Annotated in this window: 20 protein-coding genes; 7 read left to right on the top strand and 13 right to left on the bottom strand. The window is 70.0% G+C overall.

The genetic code is table 11. The features are described from left to right. Positions 1-13: 13 nt before the first annotated feature. The 3 genes from nuoL to AAFX79_06145 are packed head-to-tail and all read right to left on the bottom strand — an operon-like array spanning position 14 to position 3,646. Positions 14-2,344 (bottom strand): NADH-quinone oxidoreductase subunit L, encoded by a 2,331-nt coding sequence (gene nuoL / locus AAFX79_06155; GenBank protein ID MEO1008128.1) that lies wholly within the window; start codon positions 2,342-2,344, stop codon positions 14-16. Further along, a complete protein-coding gene (nuoK, locus tag AAFX79_06150; protein ID MEO1008127.1) occupies positions 2,341-2,709 on the bottom strand; it encodes an NADH-quinone oxidoreductase subunit NuoK in 369 nt (122 codons plus the stop codon). Before nuoK ends, nuoL begins: the two co-directional genes overlap by 4 nt. Further along, the gene (locus AAFX79_06145; protein ID MEO1008126.1) at positions 2,702-3,646 is read right to left on the bottom strand and encodes an NADH-quinone oxidoreductase subunit J; all 945 of its coding nucleotides are present in this window, start codon (positions 3,644-3,646) and stop codon (positions 2,702-2,704) included. The genes nuoK and AAFX79_06145 overlap by 8 nt, the downstream gene beginning before the upstream one ends. Positions 3,647-3,835: 189 nt before the next feature. On the opposite strand from AAFX79_06145, the gene AAFX79_06140 reads away from it, so the two are divergent. From AAFX79_06140 to AAFX79_06130, 3 genes are read left to right on the top strand one after another with little or no spacing between them, the layout of a single operon-like run. Beyond that, a complete protein-coding gene (locus AAFX79_06140) occupies positions 3,836-4,507 on the top strand; it encodes a CDP-alcohol phosphatidyltransferase family protein (GenBank protein MEO1008125.1) in 672 nt (223 codons plus the stop codon). Continuing rightward, positions 4,504-5,022, top strand: coding sequence for a phosphatidylglycerophosphatase A (locus AAFX79_06135; protein MEO1008124.1), 519 nt, complete (start codon positions 4,504-4,506; stop codon positions 5,020-5,022). Before AAFX79_06140 ends, AAFX79_06135 begins: the two co-directional genes overlap by 4 nt. A 22-nt stretch (positions 5,023-5,044) precedes the next feature. Further along, positions 5,045-6,565 (top strand): hypothetical protein, encoded by a 1,521-nt coding sequence (locus AAFX79_06130; protein ID MEO1008123.1) that lies wholly within the window; start codon positions 5,045-5,047, stop codon positions 6,563-6,565. Between the two features lie 383 nt (positions 6,566-6,948). Here AAFX79_06130 and AAFX79_06125 read toward each other — a convergent pair whose 3' ends face one another. Further along, positions 6,949-8,376, bottom strand: coding sequence for a hypothetical protein (locus AAFX79_06125; protein MEO1008122.1), 1,428 nt, complete (start codon positions 8,374-8,376; stop codon positions 6,949-6,951). An 89-nt stretch (positions 8,377-8,465) separates the two neighbouring features. Between AAFX79_06125 and AAFX79_06120 the strand changes: the two genes are divergently transcribed. Then, complete coding sequence (locus AAFX79_06120) at positions 8,466-9,029, top strand: asparaginase domain-containing protein (GenBank protein ID MEO1008121.1); 564 nt, start codon at positions 8,466-8,468, stop codon at positions 9,027-9,029. Between the two features lie 113 nt (positions 9,030-9,142). Then, positions 9,143-11,083: a VCBS repeat-containing protein gene (locus AAFX79_06115; protein ID MEO1008120.1), complete on the top strand. Its 1,941-nt coding sequence runs from the start codon at positions 9,143-9,145 to the stop codon at positions 11,081-11,083. A 208-nt stretch (positions 11,084-11,291) separates the two neighbouring features. Here the strand turns inward: AAFX79_06115 and rplU are convergent, their stop codons facing one another. The 7 genes from rplU to ubiE form a co-directional block, all read right to left on the bottom strand. After that, positions 11,292-11,618 carry a 50S ribosomal protein L21 gene (gene rplU / locus AAFX79_06110; GenBank protein ID MEO1008119.1) on the bottom strand — a complete coding sequence of 109 codons (327 nt, stop codon included), beginning with the start codon at positions 11,616-11,618 and terminating at the stop codon, positions 11,292-11,294. 138 nt (positions 11,619-11,756) lie between these two features. Further along, positions 11,757-13,631 (bottom strand): translational GTPase TypA, encoded by a 1,875-nt coding sequence (gene typA, locus AAFX79_06105; protein MEO1008118.1) that lies wholly within the window; start codon positions 13,629-13,631, stop codon positions 11,757-11,759. Between the two features lie 101 nt (positions 13,632-13,732). Then, the gene (locus AAFX79_06100) at positions 13,733-15,148 is read right to left on the bottom strand and encodes a hypothetical protein (protein ID MEO1008117.1); all 1,416 of its coding nucleotides are present in this window, start codon (positions 15,146-15,148) and stop codon (positions 13,733-13,735) included. Positions 15,149-15,153: 5 nt separating this feature from the next. Then, on the bottom strand, positions 15,154-16,110 hold the full coding sequence (locus AAFX79_06095) for a hypothetical protein (GenBank protein ID MEO1008116.1): 957 nt from the start codon (positions 16,108-16,110) through the stop codon (positions 15,154-15,156). Beyond that, positions 16,107-16,694, bottom strand: coding sequence for a sigma-70 family RNA polymerase sigma factor (locus AAFX79_06090; GenBank protein MEO1008115.1), 588 nt, complete (start codon positions 16,692-16,694; stop codon positions 16,107-16,109). The genes AAFX79_06095 and AAFX79_06090 overlap by 4 nt, the downstream gene beginning before the upstream one ends. 154 nt (positions 16,695-16,848) lie before the next feature. Then, positions 16,849-17,556 (bottom strand): B12-binding domain-containing protein, encoded by a 708-nt coding sequence (locus AAFX79_06085; GenBank protein MEO1008114.1) that lies wholly within the window; start codon positions 17,554-17,556, stop codon positions 16,849-16,851. Positions 17,557-17,736: 180 nt separating this feature from the next. Further along, positions 17,737-18,552, bottom strand: a complete 816-nt coding sequence (gene ubiE / locus AAFX79_06080; protein ID MEO1008113.1) for a bifunctional demethylmenaquinone methyltransferase/2-methoxy-6-polyprenyl-1,4-benzoquinol methylase UbiE — start codon at positions 18,550-18,552, stop codon at positions 17,737-17,739. Positions 18,553-18,600: 48 nt separating this feature from the next. On the opposite strand from ubiE, the gene AAFX79_06075 reads away from it, so the two are divergent. Then, positions 18,601-19,671 (top strand): M48 family metalloprotease, encoded by a 1,071-nt coding sequence (locus AAFX79_06075; GenBank protein ID MEO1008112.1) that lies wholly within the window; start codon positions 18,601-18,603, stop codon positions 19,669-19,671. On the opposite strand, the gene AAFX79_06070 is transcribed toward AAFX79_06075, so the two are convergent. Together AAFX79_06070 and AAFX79_06065 are read right to left on the bottom strand one after the other, a co-directional pair. Further along, complete coding sequence (locus tag AAFX79_06070; protein MEO1008111.1) at positions 19,605-20,627, bottom strand: membrane dipeptidase; 1,023 nt, start codon at positions 20,625-20,627, stop codon at positions 19,605-19,607. The genes AAFX79_06075 and AAFX79_06070 overlap by 67 nt on opposite strands. A gap of 16 nt (positions 20,628-20,643) precedes the next feature. After that, positions 20,644-21,522 (bottom strand): hypothetical protein, encoded by an 879-nt coding sequence (locus tag AAFX79_06065; GenBank protein ID MEO1008110.1) that lies wholly within the window; start codon positions 21,520-21,522, stop codon positions 20,644-20,646. A 168-nt stretch (positions 21,523-21,690) separates the two neighbouring features. Here AAFX79_06065 and AAFX79_06060 point away from each other — a divergent pair, with 168 nt between their 5' ends. Beyond that, entirely contained in the window at positions 21,691-23,976 is a 2,286-nt protein-coding gene (locus AAFX79_06060) for a choice-of-anchor B family protein (protein MEO1008109.1), read from the top strand. Positions 23,977-24,060 lie beyond the last annotated feature (84 nt).

Genomic DNA, 24,060 nt, shown 5'->3' with positions numbered 1-24,060 from the left:
GGGGGTCCCCCGTCTAGAGCAGCGTCACCACGACGATCACCAGGATGAGCACGGCCGTGCCCGCCACCATGCCCGACGCGTAGGCGTGCAACACGCCGTTCTGCGCGGGCCGGAGCGCGTGCCCGATCCAGCGGGGCGCCGCGCCGAACAGGTCCACGAGTCCGTCGACCAGCAGCCGATCGACGATGAAGAACAACTCCGAGGCCACCCGCAGCGGGCGGACGATGAGCGCGTGGTAGAACTCATCGACGTACCACTTGTGCTCCGCCCACCGCGGGATCGGGCCGAAGCGGGCCGCGACGGCGTCCATGCGCACGGCGCTGGGCGTCCGGCGGTTGCCCAAGCCCAGGCCCCACACGCCCCGCGGCCCGTGGAACCAGGCGGCGGTCGCGATGCCGATCAGCCCGAGCACCGCCGACACGTAGTACATGATCTTGAAGGGATCCTGGCCGAGCAGCGTGCCGGCCTCGACCGCGTCGTCGGCCGCACTCGCCGCCGCGGCCTCGGACGCGGCGCCGTCCGCGTCGCCGAGGGCGACGGGCAGGATGCCGTCCGAACGCTCCGGCCGCAACGTGTGACCCTCGCCCCCGGTGGAGCCGTGGCTGAGGCCGGGCGACGCGAACGCCGCGCTCGACTGCCCGACCATCGATCCCGCCCAGCCGTGGTCCTTCTTGTTCACGAAGTAGAGACCGGCCGCCGCAATCGTGCCCACCGCCAGCAGCACCATGGCGGTGTTCATGGCCCAACCCGGCGCGTGCGGGTGGAAGCCGGTGTGCAGCACGTCGCCTTCGTCCTCGTCCGCGGGGTCATGGTCCCCGTCGTGGCCATGACCGTTGTCATGATCATCGCCGTGGTCGTCGTCGCCCGGCTCGAAGTGCCTGGGGCCGACGAAGACCCGGAAGAACACCCGGAAGGTGTAGTACGCCGTCATCGCCGCCGTCAGCAGCAGCAGCAGGCCGATCAGGAACGAGCCACCGATCATCTCCTGCGGCGTGGCGAAGGCCTGCGCCAGGATCATGTCCTTCGAGAAGTAGCCCGCGGTGAACGGGACGCCGCTCAGGCTCAGGCAGCCGATGAACATGCAGATGCCCGTGATCTGGAAGCCGGGCATCTTCATGACGCCCGAGAGCCGGCGGAGGCTGAGCTGCCCGCCGAAGCCGTGCATGACCGCCCCGCAGCACAGGAACAGCGTGGCCTTGAAGAACGCGTGTGTGAACACGTGGAACACCGCGCCCGTCGTGCCCAGCAGCCCGAGCCCCGCGAACATGTAGCCGAGCTGGCTGATGGTGCTGTAGCCCATGATCCGCTTGATGTCGTACTGGGCGAACTCGATCGTCGCCGCCCAGAACGCCGTGATCGCCCCGGACCACGCGACCACCGTGAGCGCGATCATCGCGTCGTCGGCGGCGTAGAGCGGGAACATCCGCGCGATCAGGTACACGCCCGCGGTGACCATGGTCGCCGCGTGGATCAGGGCCGACACCGGCGTCGGGCCCTCCATCGCGTCCGGGAGCCAGACATAGAAGAAGAGCTGGGCGCTCTTGCCGAAGGCGCCCGCCGTCAGCAGCAGCGGGATGACCACAACGACCCACGTGCCGTCGATCGCGCCGCCGTTGCCGTCGACGCCCTGGGTGATCATCTCGAACAGCGGCCGCAGTTCGATGGTGCCGAACACGACGTAGATCGCGCCGATGGCCATCAGCAGGCCGAGGTCGCCGATGCGGTTGATGATGAAGGCCTTCTTCGCCGCCGCGATGGCCTCGGGCTTCTTGTAGAAATAGCCGATCAGCAGGTAGCTGCACAGGCCCACGCCCTCCCAGCCCAGGAAGAGCAGCAGCAAGTTGTCGGCCATCACCAGGCTCGACATGCTGAAGACGAAGACGTTGAATGCGAAGAAGAAGCGGCAGTATCCGAGTCCCTGATCGTGGCTCATGTACTCCGTCGAGTACAGCGCAATGACCGTCGCCAGCCCGGTCACGAACAGCATCCACAGCATGGACAGGCCGTCCATGTAGTACGCGAAGTTCGCGACGAGCGTGGCATCGCCCGCGGAGGCGTGGATCCAGCGGAACATCGTCGCCACGCCGTAGCTGTCGCCGTCGTTGCCGCCGAGATACGCCAGCACCGCGACCACGAACGAACCGGCCAGCAGGCCCACCGTGGCGTAGCCCGGCAGCTTGCTCTTGACGCCCAGGCACGCAAGCAGCACGCACAGCGCCGCGCCAACGAGCGGCAGCAGCGGCATGAGCCCGACGAACGCCGGCGCCGACCCGCCGGGGATGAACGGCCCGTCCGCGGCGGCCAGCAGGCCGGTGCCGATGCCCGAGAGCAGGTCCATGCTCATCCCTTCAGCTCCGACCACGCCTCGGCGCTCAGCGAGTCCCGCTTGCGGAACAGGAATACGACCAGCGCGAGCGCCAGGGCCGCCTCGGCCGCCGCCACCGTGAGCACGAAGATCACGAACGTCTGGCCGTCGTGGTTGAGGTGGTAGCGGCTAAAGGCGATCAGCGCGATGCCAGCGGCCTGGAACATCATCTCCGTGCACAGGAACATGATGATCAGGTTGCGGCGCGTCAGGAAGCCGACGACGCCCAGCGCGAACATCGCCGCCGAGACCACCAGGTAGTGGGCCAGGTGCGAGGCCGCCATGGGCTCGGGGAAGGCCGCCTGGCCCAGCAGCGTCGAGGCGTGCAGGAGTGCGTCAGGCATCGTTGCCGCCCCCCGCGCCACCGAGGCGATCGCTCGCCGCCATCGCCGCCGCCGCCTTCTCCTCCTCGTCGATCTGCGCGAACTTGCGGGCCAGTACCACGGCACCCACCATCGCCATCAGCAGCAGCACGCCCGCGATCTCGATCGTGCCTGGATAGTCCGCCAGCAGGTTGAAGCCCAGCGCCTCGCTGTTGTACGGCGCCAGGTCGGCCGGCAGGGCGACCTGGCGTGTGCCCCCGCCGCTGGTCTCCACGATCGCCCGTGGCTCGCCCGCGACGGCCGCCACGCTCAGCACGCGGTCGCCCGACTGGATCAGCTCCTCGCGTTCCAGCACCCGCTCCACGCGGCCCGGGATGCGGTCCAGCACGGCGATCTGGTCGACCGCCGAGGGCTCGGGGAGCTCATCGATGCCGCGGAAGAGCATGGTGGTCAAGGCCGCCAGCAGCGCGAAGCTCGCGATGGTCGCCGTCAGCGGGCCGCGGCCCACCGCGTCGTACTCCGCCAGGGCGTCGAGGTCGTCCTCGGTGGGCTGCTGGGTGGCCAGCATGATCACGAAGACGTAGGTGATCAGGATGGCCCCCGCGTAGATCGCCACGAGCGCCAGCGCCATGAACTCCGCCGCCAGCAGCACGTAGAGCCCCGCGCTCGCCAGGATGCTCAGCACGAAGTAGAGCACCGCGTACACCGGGCGGCGGTGGGTGATGACCTGCAGGCACGAGCCCAGCGCGATGATCGCGAACACGTGGAAGAAGGGGTTGGGCAGGCCGTCCTCGCGCGCCAGGCTCGTGAAGCCCAGCGGCAGGATCAGCAGGCCGACGCCCGTGGCCGCCACGATGCCGCCGATCAGCTGGGCCTGGTATCGCTTCCTCGGGATGGAGATGGCAACGCCCACGCCGCCGATCGCTAGTGCGAGGTAGAGCAACACGGGGCTGATCACGTTCGACACCGCCTCGGACAGCGCGGGCCGAGTGCCGACCATCGGGCGAGCGCGTCACGCCCGCAGTCGGGAGCCTCCGATCCGCGAATAAGGGCTGACGATAGAGCCAGCGTCCAACAGCGTCCAGCGTGGTGGCGCACACGCTCCGGCGGCGGTCCGGGTCGCCCCGCGCCGCGGCTACGCTGCGGCGTGCAGCAGCCCGCGGCCACGGGGCCACGCCAGAACATCCCCAATGCCCTGACCATCCTGCGGCTGGCGCTGGCGGCCACCGTCGTCGCGCTCCTGGCCGACGCCGACCCGGTGGGCGTCGCCGTGGGCCCGCGCACCGATCTGCTCACCGCGGCGACGCTCTTCGCCATTGCGGCGGCCACCGACGCCCTCGACGGCTTTCTTGCCCGCCGGTGGAACGCCGTGACCATCCTCGGCCGCGTCATGGACCCCCTTGCCGACAAGCTGCTGGTGCTTGGCACCCTGGTGATGCTCGCCGGGCCGGCCTTCGCCGCCGGGCCCGCCGGAGCGCCCGCCGCAGGCTTCACGGGCTGGATGGTCGTGGTCATCCTGGGCCGCGAGCTGCTGGTGACCTCGATCCGCGGGGCCTTCGAGGCCCGGGGCGTGGATTTCTCGGCGAGCCTGAGCGGCAAATTGAAAATGATCATGCAATCGCTAGTAATCCCCGCCTGCCTGCTCGCCGTGGCCATTTGGCCCATTGAGCAGCCCCGCGGCATTGCCTGGGCCATCGCCGCCGCTGCCTGGGCCACCACGCTCGTGACCGCCTGGTCGGCGGTGCCCTATCTCATGCGTGCGGTCCGGGCCTCGTCGGAAGCCGGGGCGGGCGATGTCGATGCGGAGGCCCCAGGATGATCGGATCCGCCAAGCTCAAGAAGGACGCTCGGCTCGCGTGGCTGACGGTGGGGGGCCTGGGACACCTCCGCCCGGCGCCGGGCACCTGGGGCTCGCTGCCGCCCGCCGCGCTGGCCGGCGTCCTCGGGCTTGCGCTCGGACTCGGCAGCGACGGGGCCATCCGCGTCGCCATGCTCGCGTGCGCCATCGTCTTCTCGCTGGCCTGCGTCGTGCTGGGCGATCGGGCCGAGGCCCGCTTCGGCAAGAAGGACCCCGGCCAGGTCGTCGCCGACGAGACCGCGGGCATGGCCCTGACCATCGCCCTCATGCCGCCGCTGGGCGGCGGCGCGGGCGCCCTCGGCTCGGCCCTGCTGGCCTTCCTGATGTTCCGCGGCTTCGACATCCTCAAGCCGTGGCCCGCCAACATCGTCCAGAGGACGCCCGGCGGCTGGGGCATCCTGCTGGACGACCTCGTCGCCGGCGTGCAGGCGGCGGCCTTCCTCTGGATCGGCGTCGCGGTGGCGATGGCTCTCTAACGTTGGGTCTTCCGACATCTAGATGATCGCTCCGGCTGGCGTTGCTCGACAGCCGCCGCTCGTTAGTAACGCCGCATTAGAACAGCAGATAGGCGTTTCGTGCCGCTGCGCCTTGCAGTCCGCAGGGTCCCTTCACCCGCAAATAGGGGACGGTCACATGCCGATTGCTCCGAATAACACCGAATCTAACTACCGCGAGGCCATGCTCGGTGCCATCTTGCGTGCCCAGGCCGAGTTCGACTCCCTCGAACAGGGGGGGCAGCACGCCGAGCAGGTAGAACTCAAGGTGTCCATCACGCCGGGCCATCTCGGCGCGTGGCGCAACGCCATCGAGCGCGACGCGGAAGATGCCAGGGTGCGCGGGGCGTGGGCGGGCGAGGTGCTCAGCGCCGAGGAGCGCACCGAGGCCGTCGTCTCGCTGGTCGCCCAGCGCGTCAACAGGCTTGCGACGGAGCGTGAAGATCATCGCTTCCGCCGCGTGGGCCTCATCGTGGGCACGATCGCCAGCTTCACGACCGTGGCGATCGTCGGCGTCTTTGCGATCATCGGCTACGTCTTCCAGCAGGCATTCGACCGGAAGGTCGAAGCCGACATCGAGGGCCGCATGGTTGCCATCGAGTCATCGCTCGATACGACCTTGGATGAGCGATTTGATGCACAGCGCAAGGCCATCTCGGCCGATATCGCCGGAAACGCCGTGCCGGCCGCGGTGGAGAAGCAGCTAGAAATCGACCAGCTCTTCCTGGAAGCGATGATCCTGAGTACTCGATTCGATCTGGGCGAGAGCTACTCCAACTCGGACCGCGATCGGATGATCGCCATCCTCGAGGCGTTCCAGCGCGAGCCGGCCATACTGGAACGACCGAGCTTCATCACGATCCTGCGGAACGTGATCGATGCGTACGTTGCTGCGAGCAACCACAGTCACACGGACAAGGTCGTCGGCTTGTTCCCCGAAACGTGCTGGGGTGACGCGGAGATCTCCGCGACGCTGCTGGAGCACTACGGCGAGCGGCTCGCTGGTTCATCGACGACGGACTGGCCGGAGGAACTCACCGTTCTCTTCGAGCAGGCGACGGCGGCCGTTTCCGAGCAGTTCGCCGGCGCAAAGCTCGCCTTCCAGTTGCTCGTCGCGACGCGGTCCGACGGGGCGCCCTCGGACCGGTGCGCGGAGGTGCTCGACAGCGCATCGCTGCTCCGACCCATCGGCGCCGACGGCCCCGACGGACGCGAGGTATTCCTCGACATCCTCCTCAACTCGACGCACTGGGTGTTTCTCTCGCGTCGGGAGGCCAGGTCGCCCCTGCGGCAGATGCAGACCGGCCGCGAGGCCATCGATGCCTACCGCACCGAGCTCTACGCGATCGCCGATGCCGTGCGCCCGGGGCTCATCGGTGACCTGTTGGTTGCCGAGCTCATCAACCAGATCAGAAGTGGTCGGCAGCGGGACGAGATCCTCGCGGCGATCGACGATCTTATGACATTCTTCCATGACAGGTCGGACGTACAGGCGAATCTGGCAGCTCTTCGTGGCAGAATTTAGTCGTCTGACACGGCGGACGATGTCGCGATCACGCACGATCCGAGATGGATCCTGATTATCTTGGACGTGTTCCGAACGCTCAGGGGCAACCCAGCCCGAACACGTTCTGGAACGCCAGAAAATCGAACAGCGTCAGCTCACCATCGGCGTCGAAGTCGTCGATGCACGATGGCCGGTAGATCCACGAGAGCGTCATCGTGGCCGCTGCATAGCCGGGGATGCAGCCAGCCTGAGGAGCGTGATCGGGCCGCCGCCGCCGGCAACCGGGAGCGTCGCGAGCGCAAGAACGTCCAGCACCCCTACGCAGCCTTCCGATCGGGAGCGGCCCATCATTCCAACATAGCGGCCACGCGGCGGAACACGTTGCGCCGGCCGTCGTCTCCCTAGCTCGTCGCCGCCAGCTTCCGGGCGTCCGTGCGGGCGATGATGTCGCTCACGCCGGTCTGGTTGAAGCCCTTGTACCCGTCGTTGCGCTCCAGGTTCTCCAGGTGGCTGCCCACGGCGCCCTTGGTCGCGAACAGCTCGGCCTGCTCCCGTGAGATCGTGCCGCGATCCAGCAGCGGCTTCAGCCGGTGCGACGGCACGATCCACCGCTCGCCCTCGGTGAAGGCCTGCCGCAGGTAGGGGAAGGTAGTGAAGGGGTCCATCGTCGCGATGCCGCTCTCGCCCTGGAGTTGCTCGACGAGGGCGTGGTGGTCGAACATGCACTCGAGGTGGTGCATACCCGCCTGCATCGCCGCCTCGCCGTGCAGCGCCACCCACAGGCCGACCGTGCCCAGCTCGTCGCCCTCCCGCGGGGCAAAACCGGCGTGCGCAAAGTCGCCCGTGACCTCCTCGGGGCTCATGTCCACGTCGGCGAAGATCACGATGCCCGTCTCGTCCTGCTCGAGCACCTGTGCGCCCCAGCCCGCCTCCGCGCCCGCGTAGAACCGCTCGCGGCAGTAGAAGCCCAGCTTCTCGAGCAGCGCGACCAGCCGCGGGAATTGCTCGCGGGACGACCGGTAGGTGTGGTGGTCGTGGTTGGCCCAGCCCAGTCCGAGCCGGCACTGCCGCGCGTACTGCACACGGGCGGCCGTGTTGCGCCGCATCCAGTACCGCCGCTCGCCCTCGAAAAAGAGGTCGCACGCCGCGTCGCGGCCGAGATCGCCGATGGCCGCGTCGACCAGGTCCATCGCGTGCGCAAAGCCGTCGGCGGCGTCTTCGAAGTCCCGGCGGCGGTTGTAGATGGCCTCGGCGTGCCGCAACCAGGCAGCCGCGAACGCGGGCTGCGTTGCGCGGGTCTCGAAGCCGCGGTCGCCGTGCCGCTCCACCGCCCACAGCTCCCAGCCGCCGCCGGCGAACGCCCGAGCCATCCGCAGCGTTGTGCCCGGGCCGCCCTCGATGGTCGCGTCCACCTCGGCCGACCGCCCCGTCGCGGCCGGATCGAGCATCACGGGCCACGCGTGCAGGAAGTCGGCCACGCTATCGACCTTGAGGCCCACGCGATCCGCGCCGCCGCCACGCCGCAGCAGCATCATCGGGAAGATGCCGCCCGGGTGGTGGAACGCCTGCTCGGCTCCCGGCCGCTCGGCCGCCTCGAAGCCCACGCGGTCGAGGTCATCGCGGATGCCCGCATCGTCCTCGACCTCGATGAAGTCCACCCAGTCCTGGAAGCGGGTGGCGGTCTCGTCGAGCATCCGGCCCGCTAGATTCTCGATCTGCGGGCACGCGGCCCTCGCCCGAGCGAGCAGGCGATTGACCAGGGCCTGCGCCTCGGGCTGCGGCTCCCACTGGTACTGCGTCAGGGCGTCGGCGGCGGTGGATGTCGGCACGGCGTGATCCCTCATGGTGCGGGGGCTCGGATGATGAGCTGCTGGCTCCGTTGGCGGAATCCTAGGAATCGACCGCGGATAATCCGCCCATGCCAGCGTCCGCGAACCAAGCCGACCACGCCCGCCGGATCGCCGTCCTCACCACCGGCGGCACGATCGAGAAGACCTACGACGAGTTCACCGGCGAGCTGGCCAACCACCGCTCCATCGTCCGGCGGATGCTCCGCCGCCTGCGTCTGGCCGACGCCGAGGTCCAGGTCCGCGAATTGATGAGCAAGGACAGCCTCGATCTGACCGAGGCCGACCGCGACTCCATCGTGCAAGCCACCGGGGAGGCCCTCGCCAACCGGCCCACGGGCGTGGTCATCCTGCACGGCACCGACACCCTGGCCGACACGGGCCGTCGGCTGCACGACGAGCTCCCGCGGCCCGCCGCCCCCATCGTGCTCACGGGCGCGATGCGGCCCTTCGCGATGCAGCGGAGCGACGGCCTGCAGAACCTCACCGAGGCCCTCTTCGCGGCCGCCGTGCTCGAGCCCGGCGTCTGGTGCGTCTTCCACGGCCAGGCCCTGCGCTTCCCGGGCGTCGCCAAGGACCGCACGCGGGGCACCTTCGTGCCGACGGGCGATCCGCCGCCATCCCCCTCGCCCTAGTTCGTCTTGACACGCAGTTCGCATTCCGCGACAATCGCGCCGCGAGGAATGCCGACTTCGTGGAGAGCCTGCGCTCCCGCAGCACCGCTGCGGAGCGCCGTGGGGGATTCGGCATGCTCGCCCAGCACACGCTATCTATTGGTACAACAGCACTTGCACTCACGGGGCTCGCCGCTGCGAGCGCCACGGCCCAGACGCCATTCGAACTCATCGATGCCAGCGACGCCGCCGGCGTGACCGCCCACCCGTACGCCGCCGCCAACGGCTACACCATGGGCGTCGCCGCCGCCGATTTCGACAACGACGGCGACGTCGACCTGTTCGTGCCCAACAGCGAGGGCAACTGCGATCTGCTGTTCGCCAACCGCGGCGACGGCACCTTCGACGAGATCGCACAGGCCGTGGGCGTTTCGGGATGCGATCTGCCCGCCAAGCCCCGCAACCGGGCCGCCCTGTGGTTCGATTACGACGGCGACCGCCGCCTGGACCTCATCGTCTGCGGCGACGCCTTCGCCGAGCGCACCGCCGAGATCGACGAGGCGTGGACGCAGCCCAGGCTGTATCGCCAGCTGCCCGACGGCACGTTCGCCGACGTGAGCACCGAGACCGGCATCGACGCCATCGACATGCTCGGCGACCACGCCGCCTTCCAGCCCGGTGCGATGATCCCCATCTTCCGCCGCCACGCCGGCAGCATCGCCGCGGGCGACCTCAACAACGACGGCTTCATGGACGTCATGATCGGGCTCTGGCAGGAGGCCGGCGAGAACCAGCCCTACGAGATCGGCGCCCGGCTGCTGCTCAACGTGCCCGGCGACGCCACCGGCGGCCGCCGCTTCGAGGACGTCACCATCGCCACCATGGCGCCCGGCGTGCCCGAGCCCGGCACCGACCACTTCGGCAGCTTCTGGCAGATTCTGATGCACGACTTCAACGAGGACGGCCTGCTCGACGTCTACGCCGCCATCGACTTCGACCACAACCATCTCTGGCTCAACACCGGCACGTACGAGGACCCCGCCCGCCCCGGCGTCCGGCTGCTCAACCCCTTCGACGACGTGACCTTCGCCGCCGGCGCCACCAGCCCCATCCCCGAGAACGACATGGGCGCCACGCTGGGCGACTGCGACAACGACGGCCTCTTCGATGTCTTCGTTGCCAAGAGCGATGACAGCGCCATCACCAACGACTTCTACGTCGCCCGCTCGGCAGACCCCGTGCAGTTCGTCGAGCGGGCCCGCGAGGCCGGCGTGTCGGGCGACTTCGGCGTGGGCTGGGGCGCCACCTTCCAGGACTTCAATCGCGACGGCTGGACCGACCTGGCCATGACCAACGGCTTCAACAACTGCCTCGATCTGGCCCGCATGATGATCAACGCCGCCGATCCGGGCGTGCAGCCCGCCTTCTGGGACATGCCCGCGCCCGACCTGAACGCTGAGAACCGTGGCTCGTGCATCGTCGCCGCCGACCTGGAGCGAGACGGCGACCTCGACGTCATCCATACGCTGATGCTCACCGGTGCCACCGGCTGCGACGATTCCAAGCTCCAGATTCTCCGCAACGAGCCGCTCGACGCCGCCGACGCACGCTGGCTCACTATCCGCCCGCGGCAGCTCGGCGCCAACTTCCACGCCATCGGCACCGTCGTCCGCGTCCAGGTCGATGGCGCCGCCGAGTCGCTGTTCATGTCCCGCATCCTGACCGCCGGCACCAGCATGGCCGGCCAGGAGCCCGCCGAGGCCTTCTTCGGCCTGGGCTCGAGCGTGGACGAGGCCGACGCGGTGACCATCACCATCGAGTGGCCCGGCGGCGGGACGCCGACCGTCCTGGCGGGCACCGTGGGCGACTTCGCCGATCGCGTCGTCCACGTCGGCCCGTGCTCGGTGGTCGACCTCGACGATCGCTACGGCAGCCTCAACATCTTCGACCTGCTGGCCTACATCAACCTCTACAACGCCGGCGACATGACCGCTGACCTGGCCGCCCCCGTCGGCACCCTCGACTTCATGGACGTGATGACCGCCATCCAACTGATCGAGAACGGCTGCCCGTAGATCCGCGCAGGCACGGACCCACCAACGCAGAACACCCGCCGATCGGCGGGCGCTTTCGTTCGGTCGCGCGCTGCAGGGCGATCGCTAGAGCAGATTCGATCCAGATGTAGCGCGTGCGTCCGCTCAGGCCCGCCGGATTCACTCCGGCGAGGCCGTTCGAAAGCGAGCGTCGCGGCCGGACGGCCGCTACGGAGCGATCGAAAATGACCTAGCCCTTCAGGCCCGTGATCTTCACCTTCGTGTAGCGCTGGCGGTGGCCCGTCTTGCGGCGGTAGAACTTCTTGGGCTTGTACTTGTAGATGAAGATCTTCTCGCCCTTGGACACGGGCTCGACGACCTCGGCCGCCACGCTCGCGCCGTCGACGAAGGGCGTGCCCACCTTGGCCCCGCCGCCGGCCTCGCCGATGACCAGGACCTTGTCGAAGGTGATGGCCTTGCCCTTCTCGATCTCGCCGCCCTCGACGAGGTCGATCAGGATCTCCTCGCCCTCGGCCACCTTCCGCTGGCCGCCCGATTCCTCGATGATCGCGTACATCCGCTCACCCGGCCCGATCGAGGGGCCCAACCATCTTCCGCACGAGACCCGGGGCAGGGGCGGCAGCCCCCGGCTTGAAGCCCGTCCCGCGGCGGAGCCGAGATGATAGCTTGGATTCTCGGTGGTGGCGACCGAAGTTCAGATCGCCGCCCCCGCCTTCACCCTGTCCTTCGCCTGCCGCTCCGCCCGCTTGCGCTGGCCCTCGTCGAGGATTCGCTTCCGCAGCCGCACGCTGGCGGGGGTCAGCTCGACCAGCTCGTCGTCCTCGATGTACTCCAGCGCATCCTCCAGGCTCAGGGTCTTGGGGGCCTTGAGCGTGACGGTCGCCTCCTTGTTGGCGCTGCGGATGTTGGTCAGCGCCTTGAGCCGCACGATGTTGACGGGGATGTCGTTGTCGCGGTTGTGCTCGCCCACGATCTGCCCGCCGTAGACCTTTTCGCCCGGCTTGACGAACAGCACGCCGCGGTCGTGCAGCTGCTCGACGGCGTACGCGGTGACCTGGCCCGCCTCGGTGGCGATCATCACGCCCGCGGGCCGCTCGGGTCGCTCGCTGCTCATGGGCACGTAGCGGTCGAAGCGGTGGCTCATGATCGCCTCGCCCTGCGTCGCCGTTAGCAGCCGGCTGCGCAGCCCGATGAGCGACCGGCTGGTGATCTCGAACGCCAGATGGCTCGCCGCGCCGCGGTCCTCCATCTTCTTGAGCTCGCCCTTGCGGGCGCCCACCAGCTCCATCACCTTGCCGACGTTCGCGGCCGGGCAGTCCACGACGAGCTGCTCCAGCGGCTCGTGCGGCTCGCCGTCGATGTCCTTGATGATCACGCGGGGCCGGCCGATGCTCATCTCGTACTGCTCGCGGCGCATCGTCTCGAAGAGGATGCCCAGGTGCAGCAGCCCCCGACCCGCGACCACGAACTCGTCGCCGCTCTCGCCCGGCTCGACCCGCAGCGCGACGTTGCTCTGCAGCTCCTTGTCCAGCCGATCGCGGATCTGCCGGCTCGTGACGTACTTGCCGTCCTGGCCGCCGAAGGGCGAGTCGTTGATCCGCATCACGATCGACACCGTGGGCTCGTCGATGGCGACCGGCGGCAGCGCAACGGGCTTGTCCGCGTCGGCCAGCGTATCGCCGATATCCACGCCCTCGACGCCGATGGCGGCGAACAGATCGCCCGCGCCGATCGCGTCGGCGTCGATGCGGCCCAGTCCCTGGAAGCGCTGCAGCCCGCCGATCTTCACGAGCTTCTGGCCACCGTCGCGCTTCACCATCGCGACCTGCTGGCCCTGCTTCAGCTCGCCGGCGAAGACCCGCCCGATGCCGATGCGGCCGACGTACTCGCTGTACGCCAGCGTGGTGATGAGCGCCTGAAGCGGCGCCGCCGGATCGTCGTCGGGCACCGGCACGTGCTCGATGATCGCCTCGAACAGCGGCCGCATGTCCTCGCGGGCGTCGTCCATCTCGGCGGCCGCCCAGCCGTCGCGGGCCGACGAATACACCACCGGGAAGTCCATCGCCAGCTCGTCGGCGCCCAGCTCGACGAGCAGATCGAAGACCTCGTTGATCACCTCCTTGGGCCGCGCGTCGGGACGGTCGCACTTGTTGATGACCACCATCGGCTGCAAACCGGCCTCGAGGGCCTTGCCCAGCACGAAGCGTGTCTGCGGCATCGGACCCTCGAAGGCATCGACCAAGAGCAGCGCTCCGTCGGCCATGCGGAGCACGCGCTCGACCTCGCCGCCGAAGTCGGCGTGGCCCGGCGTATCCACAATGTTGATCGCGTACGCCCCGCCGCCCGGCCGCTGGTAGGTCACCGCGCACTGCTTGGAGAGGATCGTGATGCCCCGCTCGCGCTCGAGCGGGTTGGAGTCCATGATCAGCTCGCCGCGGCCGCCGGCCAGCTTCTCGAGCTCCCCGCTGCGGAAGTTGCCGCTCTGGCGGAGCAGCTGGTCCACCAGCGAGGTCTTGCCATGATCGACGTGGGCGATGATCGCCACGTTGCGGATGCCGTGGTCGGCCATAGGTGCTCTGGATCTCGGGGCGTGCGTGACCGCCGGCACGCGCCGGATCGGAGCACAGGGTAGTACGCCAGTGGTGGGGCCCAGCGCTGCTCCGGGGCCGGCTACCGCAGCCGCAGCACGACCGAGCCGCCGAGGTGATCGCCCTCGGCGTGGGCCGACCATTCCACGCTCTCGAAGAGGGCCGCCAGCGCGGGCAGCCCGCCCTCGTCGCCCAGGTGGGCCACCCGGGCCCACAGGTCGTAGGGCCGCACTAGGCCGCTGAAGCCGTCGGGGTCGAGCGGGCCGCCGCTGGCGACGCCCAGCACCGCCGCCACCGCGGGCGTCTGCCGGCCGTCGGCCCGCCCCGGCGTGACCGCCAGCACCAGGTCCCGCGTCGCGTCGCGGTGGTCGATGGTGGTCCACGCCAGCGACGACTCGGGCCCGAAGAGCGCCCGCGACGCCGGCGTGTCCTTCAGCCCCCGGATCCGCACCAGCCGCACGGGCTCGACGTCGAACTCGACCAGCTCGCCCGCGAAGGCCTCGAAGCGCGCAAACCGGCGCGGCGCGCCGCCCTCGACGGCCACCCGGGCGGTCAGCTCCAGCGTGCCGCCGCCCTCACGCACGACGCGGATCTCGCTGACGCCCTCGGCGAGCGCCACGCCGCTGGGAAGCACCCCGCCCAGCCCCGCGTGGTCCAGCACGCCGCGGACGGCCAGGTCCGTCGGCCCGCGGACGACCATCAACGCTTCGTCGACCGGCTGCAGCGGGCTCGCCGGTCGCTGCGGCGCGCTATCCAGTGCACCGCGGGCCGTGCGGAACCGGACGTCGACGTGGGCGTCCCGCGTCGACGCCGACACCACCAGCGGCAGCCGGTTGCGCACCCACGGCCCCAGCAGGCTGGGCATCGGCTCGTCCCGCACGAAGGCGCTGATCCGCGAGCCCTCGGGGACCTCGGCGATCTGCTCGGCCGGCAACGACGGGGCCGTGCCCGACGCTACCGCCAGCGTGCGGGACAGCAGCCACCCGGACTCCGCGGGTGCGAACGCCAGCACCCGCCGCCCGTCGGGCATGGACGGCAGCGTCGCCAGCAGGAACGCTTCTTCCTCGAGGCCCAGCACCGCCCGGCCGTGCACCAGCCGCCGCGGCACCGCCCGGGTGCGCCGCGCCAGCCGCGCATCCAGGGCGCTATCGACCGCCGCCACGACTAGCCACGCGGGCTCATCCCCCGGCGTCCGTCTCGCGAATGCGATCGCCGCGCTCCGCCCGAGCAGGCCGTCGAACGCGACGTCCTCCTCCACGCCCAGCCGCCGCGCCAGCACGCCCCACGCTCGACGCGAGGACTCCAGGGCGCCCTGCTCGTGCATCCATCGCTGCACCGCGTGCCCGATCGCGCCCCCACGCAGGCCCGCGCCATCTCGCACGGCGATCGCGATCGAGGTCTCGCGGGGCAACCGTGAGAGCAACTCGGGCGAGGATCCCAGCACCGGCGCCGCCAGGGCGAGCATCAACGCGAGGGCCAGCGAGCCGGCGTATCGCATGGTGTTCACTCGGGGAGGTGCTCGAGCGGCACCCCGACCCACATCCGCAGCGTCGCGCGGAACGCGTCGCCCGAGGGCACGCTGGGCGGGGCCGCGAAGGTCCGCCGCCACACGCCGTCGGCCGCGCCGCCCCGGGGCCAGCCCAGGTCCGACCCCGCATCGAACGACCGCGTCACCCGCGCCGCCATCCGCGGCCGCATCCGCAGCGGCTCGATCATCGGCGGTGCGTCGACGGACGATGCCAGCGAGGGAGGCCGGCGACGATCGGACTCATCGGCGTACCGCATGCCGAGCGCGGTGCCCGCCGTCGAGGGCAGCAGGCCGTCGCCCGCAACCAGGTCGCGCCGTGCCAGGAACGGGTCCTCGGCGTGGGGCGCACGCTGGTCGCGGCGGGCCAGCGGGAAGGCCGCCACGGGGTCCGAGTCCAGGTTCCACGCCAGCATCACCGCGTCCCGCTCGCCCCCGTCGATGGCCTCGCGCAGGCCCTCGGCCAGCACCGGCGACGCCCGGCCCACCTGGCCCGCGTCGTCCTGCAGCTGCGGCACCAGGCCCGACAGCGGCCGCTCGCTCGGCGTCAGCCTCAGCTCCGCCGGCGTCACGCGGTACCACACGACGACGCCCGCCGCCAGCACAACCGCCGCGAGCGCCACCGCCACGCGGCCCGCCCGCACGAACCGCCGCTGCCGCCCGCTCAGGAAGCCCTGCCCGGGCTCGCAGGCCAGCAGCACCCGCTCGGAGAGATCGACGTCGAGCGCCTCGCGGGCGCCCTCGGCCCGCAGCAGCGCGACGGCCTCGCTGGTCCGTGAGAACTCGAGTGCCAGCTCCGGGTCGTCGGCCAGCGCACTCTGCAGCGGGCCCCGCTCGTCGGCGGCCAGTTCGCCATCGAAGAACGCATCGACCAGATCCCGGGCGTTGGGCATGGCGTCGGCGTTGGGTTGCCGCTCCGGGATGCGTTCGCTCATGGCTGCGCCTCCCGCACGGGAGACATCGCGTGCAGGCGTACCCGCGTCAGCGCCGCCCGCAGCTTCCGCCGTCCGCGGTGCAGGTGGCTCTTGATCGTGCCCTCGGGGATGAGCAGGTGCTCGGCGATGCGGGCGATGGGCCAATCGCACTGGTGGAAGAGCACCAGCACCTCTCTTTGGACCTCCGGCAGCATCGCGAGCGCCTCGCCCAGCTCGCTGCGCGCGACCGCATGCGCCTCGGCCTCCGCGGCGGCGGCGTGCGGCGTCTCGCCCGTTCCCGCGGCGATGCCCACCCGGTCGGTGTCGAAGGCCGGCGACGACTTCTGCGCCGCGTTCAGGTACAGCCGCTTGGCGATCGTGAACAGCCACGTCGAGAACCGGAACCGCGGATCGAATCGGTGCAGGTTGGTCAGCGCCCGGACAAAGGCTTCCTGGACCACGTCCTCGGCCACCTCGGGCTTGCCGCACATCCGAAGCATGTACGCATAGAGCGAGGCCTGGTGGGCCCGGATCAGCGTGGCCGCCGCCTCGCGCTCGCCACCCAGCACGCGGCCGATCAGTTCTCGCTCGCTCAGGCGATCCATGGGGAGTGGGTCTCCGCGATACCGAGACTATACAGCAAGGTCCCCGCGGAGTTGCACCCCCGCCGGGGACCGTCCGCCACCATCGGCGTCGTTCTTGGACGTTCAGGCGGGGCCACCACCCCGTCCGCCCGCGCCAACTTCCGATTCCGTGGCCTCAGGCGGCCCGCACGGCCTGGCCGGACCGAGGGCCCCGGGCCTTCCGCTCCTTGCCGCTGCGGCGTGTGGGCTCCTCGATCAGCAGCTCGACCACGTCCAGCGGATCCACGCCGCTGATGTCGGCCCCGATCTCGTCCGCCAGGCCCGCCGCCCGGTTGAAGACGCCCCCGCCAACCGCGATCTGCAGGTCGGGGCAGGCCCCCATCTCGTGCAGCGTGTCGATGAGCTGGCGGATGTGCGGCAGGTCGTTGGAGCCGCTGGCGAACATCAGCAGGATCGAGGGCTGGGTCTCCTTGACCTCGGCGATGACCTCGTCGTTGGGAACGCCGCCGCCGCCGTAGCGGACCTCGAAACCGCGTCCGATAAGCAAATCCACCGCCAGCTGCCCCGCCAGGTCGTCCGAGTCCCGCGGTCCGCAGAACACCAGCACCGAGCGGCCGTTGGAGGCCTGCGGGATGATCAGGCCCGCCGTCTGGTCGGCCAGCACGCGGAGCAGCCGCGTGGCGTAGTGGTGGCACAGCTTGCTGAGCTGGTCGCCGCGGAAGAGCTTCTCGATCCGCTCGTACGTCGGCCAGTACAGCTCGGTGATGAGGTCGGCGGCGGACTCGCCGGTCTCCATCGCCTTGTCGACCACCGCCCGGGCGCCGGCGCGATCGCCGGTCACCAGGACGTCGAAGAACCGCTGCCGCAGCGCGTCCGTGCACATGGTTGAGCCTCCACCGCCCCAGCGCATCGGGGCCATACGGGTGCGTGTCCGGCGGGCGGCGTCGCCCGACCCGGGCGGGGGTCTATCGCCGCAACGGGCTCGCATCGGTGAGGATCGATCGTCAATCTCGGGGGCCGGCAGCAATCGCCCGCAACGCGTGCGCTGTCCGATAAATCGCGGCTACTCCCCGTTAGCGATCGCCCTATAGCAGGCGCAGATGCCGCCCGAGAGCGACCGAGCGCCGGTTTCTGCAAAGCCGGCCTCGCCCAGCATCGCCAGGATCGTCGGCCGGTCCAGGAAGGTCTCGATCGAACGCGGTAGGTATTTGTACGCACCGGATCGATCGCGGCTGATCCACGTCGCCGTCCGCGGCATGATGACCTTCGTGTACAGGTCGTTGGCCCACCGCACCGGCGGGAACCGCGGCCGACCGAACTCCAGGATCACCAGCCGCCCGCCGGGCCGCAGCACGCGGCGGAATTCGGCGAGCGCCCGCGCCGGCTCCTGCACGTTCCGCAGGCCGAAGGCGATCGACACCACGTCGCAGCACGCGTCAGCGAGGGGCAGCCGCATGGCGTCACCCTCGACGTAGGCGATCTTGCCCGACATCGCACCCGCGAGCGATCGCTGGCGGCGCCGCGCCCGCTCGAGCATCGCGAAGGTGAAGTCCACGCCGATGACCCGCGCCGCGGGCGTGGCGGCGAAGGCCTCGGTGAGGTCGCCCGTGCCGCAGGCGACATCGACGACGACGTCGCCCGTGCGCACGGCGGCGGTCTTGACGGCGTGCCGCCGCCACCGCTGGTCCAGCAGCAGCGAGTGCACGCGGTTGTTGAGGTCGTAGCTGCCGGCGATCGCCGTGAACATCCGCTGCACGCGGTCGGCCTTCTCGGCATCGCGGTGGGGGTCCTCGGCGAGCCGCTCGTCGGTCCAGGCGGGCTGCGGCGGAGCGCCGGGGCGGTCTTGGTTTTCGGACGTACTCGGCGGCCCCTGCTCCATACCCTCCACGATATCGCCGCCCGACGCCCGTCCATGGAGGTCCGTGGAATGTCCCCGATTCGCCGCGTGCTGCTATTGCTGATCGCGATCGTCCCGCTCATGGGCTGCCAGACGAGCCCGGCCACGGGTGATCGCTTCTTTAGCCCCATCAGCTGGCAGCAGGAGGCGGCCCTCGGTCTCCAGGCCGCGCCCGGCTTCACCGAGCAATTCGGCGGCCCCATCCCCGACGAGAACATCCGGCGGTACGTCTCCGAGGTCGGCTTCTCGATGGTGCCCCACGTCGAGGAGGGCGTGCCGGACGATCTGCCCTGGGAGTTCCAGATCCTCAACTCCGACGTGCTGAACGCCTTCGCGCTGCCGGGCGGCCAGGTCTTCATAACGCGTGGGCTGGCGTCTCGCCTCACGAGCGAGGCGCAGCTCGCCGGCGTGCTGGGCCACGAGATCGGCCACGTCACCGATCGCCACGGCAACGAGCGGCTTGCGAACGCCCAACTCCTCCAGATCGCCATCGCCGGTGCGGCCATCGCGGTCGGCGTGTCCGATGAGGACAGCGCCTTCAGCCGCTACGGCCAGCTCGGCGTGCCAGCGTTGCAGGTCGGCGGCCAGCTCGTGCTGCTGCAGTACGGCCGCGAGGACGAGCTCACCGCCGACATGCTCGGCATGCGGTACATGGCCCGCGCCGGCTACAAGCCCAGCGGCCAGCTGGAGGTCATGAAGGTGCTCGGCTCGATGAGCGCCGGCGCGGCGCGGCCGCCCGAGTTCCTCTCGACGCACCCCTATCCCGAGGCCCGCATCGCCCGCATCGAGCAGCTGCTGCAGACCGACTTTGCCGAGGCGCAGGCCTCCGAGGCGACCTACCGCCGCCCCGCCCGCTACCAGGAGCGGATGCTCCGGCCGCTCGCGGCGTTGCCTCCCGCGCCGCCGCCGTCGGCCGCGCCGTCGGGCGAGGGCGCCTCGCTCGGCCCGCCCGTCCTCTGGTGCGCCGTGTGCCGCGTCGATGACGACCCGCCGCGCACGCTCGCCGACCGCTGGTCCGCCCGTCTCTCGGGCGGTCACGCCGGCGGCCAGGCGACGCCCAGCAGCGCCGCCCAGTTGCCTCCCGCGAAGCCGGCCAGCTGAGCCTCGCTCCAGCCGCGATCGGCCAGCAACCCGAAGAGGGTGTGAACATCGGACGGATGCTCGACCCCCTCGGGCAGGCACGAGGCATCGAATCCGCCGTCCAGGTCCGTGCCCAGCGCCACCCTGTCGCGGCCCGCGATCGACGCGAGGTGGTCGGCGTGGTCGGCGGCCCTCGCCAGGGGCGGCCTCGTGTGACCCGATCGGAACGCAGGATCTAGGAAGCCCGCGTACAGGTTGACGCCGATGATGCCGCCCCGGCCGGCGATGGCGCGGATCGCGTCGTCGGTGAGGTGCCGCTCGTTGTCGTCGAGCAGCGCGCGGGCGTTGCTGTGGCTCGCGAAGATCCTGCCCGTCGAGCGTTCGAGGAGTTCATCCAGCGACGCATTGCTGAGGTGCGAGGCGTCGTGCCACAGGCCGGCCTCGTCGATGGCCCGCACGAGGTCGCGGCCCGCGTCGGTCAGCCCGCCGCCGCTCGCGTTGCCGCCGGCGTACCGCGTGCCTCGGGCCCAGGTCATGCCGATGGCGACGACGCCCCGCTCGGCCCACCACGCGACCTCATCGGGCGTCCGGATCGGGTCGGCCCCCTCCATCAGCACGCCGATGCGGAGCGGGGCGTCGCGATCATCATCCAGGAACGACACCACGCCCGCGTCGCGCCAGGCCTCGTACAGCTTGAGCTGCCGCAGGCCGCAGCGGTGGGCGGCATCGGCATCGCCGGCGGGGTAGGCGTGCCCCGAGGGTCCGAGGTGCGAGCCCGGATCGCCGTTGGTGTCCTCGGGGGCGGTATAGATCGTCGCCAGGCAACCGCGCACGTTCGCGGACTTCAGCGATGGCAGCGTAACGGCGGCGGGCAGCAGCGTGCCGCGGCAGTCGTCGGGCTCGGCGTGCATGTCGCGGCCGACCTCGGCGAGGTACGCCAGATCGAGGTGGCCGTCAAAGATCGGTCGGTGTACCACCGCCGAGTCTATCGGATCAGCGATCCGCGGCTGCCCCGTCCGGGGTTGCCAGCGCGCGCGTCGGCAGCGACTCGAACTCGATGTGGAAGTGGTAGGGCTCGAAGAAGGTGCCCGGGTCCGCCCGGTGCCAGGGATCGCGGACGTGGCGGAAGAGCTCGTATGGAATCTGCGCCACGAAGCCGATCGCGCCGGTGTCGGCGTCGCGGCGGAATTCGATCGTGCCCCGCCGCTCGGCGGGCTCGCCGTCGCGGCCCCTGCGGCCGGCTTCGTAGGGCTCGAGCGTCCGCCGCCGCTCGGTGGGCTCGCCGGCCGCCACAAGCCGCAGGACGCCGGGCCGGGCGTTCCGCTCGGTCACCTGGTCGCCCAGGGTGTCCTCGGGATTGGATGTGTTGTACTGGTCGATGGCGCTGGGGTCCAGGCCGCAGCTCTGCACGTCGGCCAGCGTGTACTGGAGGTGCTGCATCGCCGTCGCGACGGTCGGCTCGGCGTCCTCGAGGAATCGCACTCCCGAGAGGTGAATCTCAACAACCGAGCCTGGCTTGATGTCGACGAAGAAGGGTTCCTTGTTATCGGTCTTATAGAAGCCGACGCGGACGACCGATCCGAGCGGGTGCCCCTGTTGGAGGTCGATGCGGGTGCCGCCGACGGCCACGAAGGACTCCACGTTGTACCCCAGCCACTGCCGATCGGTCTTGGTGCCCCAGGGCTGGGTCTGCGTGAGCTCGATCCGCTCGCCGTCCTTCTGGATCCACACGAGCGAGAGCGTGGGACTCTCGGCGTCGTCGATGAACAGCGGCCGCTGGCCCTCCTGGGCGGCGGCCGACCCGCCGGGCAGGCCGAGGGCGGCCGCGAGCAGCAGGGCGGCCCAGACCGTTCTGCTTATGGATGGAAGCACGTGGAACTCCATGGGGTTGGTGCGCGAAGGGAGTGCGGGGCCCGCTCTGGGGCCCCGGAGGCCTAACGCTCGTGTCGGGCCTTGCGTTCCAAGAACTGATGCCGCAACGCGGATTCTGGGAAACGAGCGCGTAGTAAGGGTGCGTACCGTGCCTGGGGAGTAACGTACATGAAGATAACGCACTCGTCGTTCGTGCGCACGCTGCGCTGGACCTCGCCGCTCCTGCTCGTGGGCGCCGCGGGCCTGCTGTCCACCAGCGCCGATGCGCACGACAGCTGGCGAAAGTTGGTCGACGCGCTGCCCGCCGTGGAGGCGCCGATGTGGTCGCTGTCCATGCAGGATGGCGGACCGGGCGGCCCCGACGATCCGACCGATAGCTTTAGCGCCAGCAACGTCACGCTGCTGTCGTGGATCCCGCTGAGCGCCTTCCCGGGCGGCCACGGCGCGGGCAACGACTGCTGGGGATACACCTCGCCGTCGGGCCGCGAGTACGCCATCATGGGCCTGCAGCGGGGCTTCGGCTTCGTCGAGATCACCGATCCGACCAATCCGAAGATCGTCGGCTCGATCGCGGGCCCCTCGAGCCAATGGCACGACATCAAGGTGATGGGCGAGTACGCCTACGGCGTGAGCGAGGGTGGCGCCGGCATCCAGGTGATCGACCTGCGCAACATCGATGCCGGCGAGGTCACGCTCGTCCGCAACAAGACCCAGCTCGGCCACGAGACGACGCACAACATTGTGGCCAACCCGGATTCGGGCTACCTCTACCTCGTGGGCGCCAACGTCGCCAACGGCGGCCTGATCGCCGTCAGCCTCGACGATCCCGAGGATCCGACCATCGTCGGCTCGTGGAGCACCCACTACGTGCACGACGCCCAGGTCGTGACGTACACCGATGGCCCGTACGCGGGCCGCGAGATCGCGTTCTGCTCCAACGGCTTCGATGGCTTGGAGATCATCGACGTCACCGACAAGGGCAACATGTTCCGCGTCGGCCGCACCAGCTACGCCGACCTGCGGTACACCCACCAAGCCTGGCTGAGCAACGACAAGCAGCTGCTCTACCTCAACGACGAGCTGGACGAGGGCGACACCGTCAGCGTGACGACCACCCGCGTCTTCGACGTGTCGGACATCACCGATCCCCGCCTGGTGAGCACCTTCACCAGCGGCCGGCGGGCGGTCGACCACAACAACTACCTCGCGGGTGACTACCTGTACCAGGCCAACTACCGCAGCGGCCTGCGCGTCTTCGACGTGGGCAGCGATCCGCTGAACCCCACCGAGGTGGCCTACTTCGACACCTTCCCGGGCAGCGACTCGCCGTCCTTCAACGGCGCGTGGAGCACCTACCCGTTCTTCGATAGCGGCGTGGTGATCGTCTCGGACATCGAGCGCGGCCTGTTCATCCTTGACGTTGGCACCGACGGCGCGGCGAGCCTGGAGATCGAGCCCATCGGCGGCGCGCCCACAACGCTCGCCCCCTTCGGCGAGACCGTCCGCGTGAGCATCAACGAGCTGGCCGGCCAGGTCGATGACGACCGGGTGCGGATGCACCTGAGCGTGCCGGGCGAGCCCGATCCGGTGGTCGTGCCGATGTTCGCCCAGGGCGGCGGCGAGTTCGAGGCCACCCTGCCCGGGCTGCCCTGCCTCGAGAACGTGGATTACTGGTTCGAGGCCGAGGCCACCGACGGGCGGCTATTCCGCGCTCCGCTGTCGGCCCCGTTCATCGCCTACAAGGCGCAGGTCGTCGGCGAGACCGACGTCATCTTTGCCGACAACTTCGAGACCTCGACAGGCTGGAGCGTCCAGAACGTCGACCTCGACGACGGCGCGTGGTCCCGCGGGCTGCCCGGCGGATCAGGCGATCGCGGCGATCCCGTCAGCGACTTCGACGGCTCGGGCCGTGCCTATCTCACGGGTCCCGATGGCGGCAACACCGACGTCGACGGCGGGCCGACGATCCTGACCAGCCCCGTCTACGACGTGTCGGATCTGGGCGACGAGGCCTACGTCCGCTTCGCCAAGTGGTTCACCAACGATGACGCCGATCAGGATTCGCTGCTCGTGGAGGTGTCGGGCGACGGCGGCTCGACCTGGACCGAGGTCGAGGAGTTCAGCGGCGGTCCCAACGAGTGGGCGCTGCACGCCTACCGCATCGCCGACTTCGTGCCCGCAACGACGACGTTCCGCATCCGCTTCTCGGTGGCCGACAACCCCAACGACTCGGTGACCGAGGCGGGCATCGACGCCTTCGAGATCCTGACCATCGATTGCTCGAGTTGCCCGGCCGACTTCGACGGTGACGGTAGCCTGACCATCTTCGACTTCCTGGCGTTCCAGACCGCCTTCGACACGAGCGACCCGCGGGCCGACTTCGACGGCGACGGCAGCTTCACGATCTTCGACTTCCTGGCGTTCCAGACCGCCTTCGATGGCGGCTGCGACTAGCAACGCCGAAGCACGGTTCAGCACGACGACACAACGAAGGCCCCGGGTGGAAGCGTCCGGGGCCTTGTTCTTTGGAGCTTCGTT

Source organism: Planctomycetota bacterium (assembly GCA_039819165.1).
GTDB lineage: Bacteria > Planctomycetota > Phycisphaerae > Phycisphaerales > UBA1924 > JAHCJI01.
This window is presented reverse-complemented; position numbering and strand designations above follow the sequence as displayed.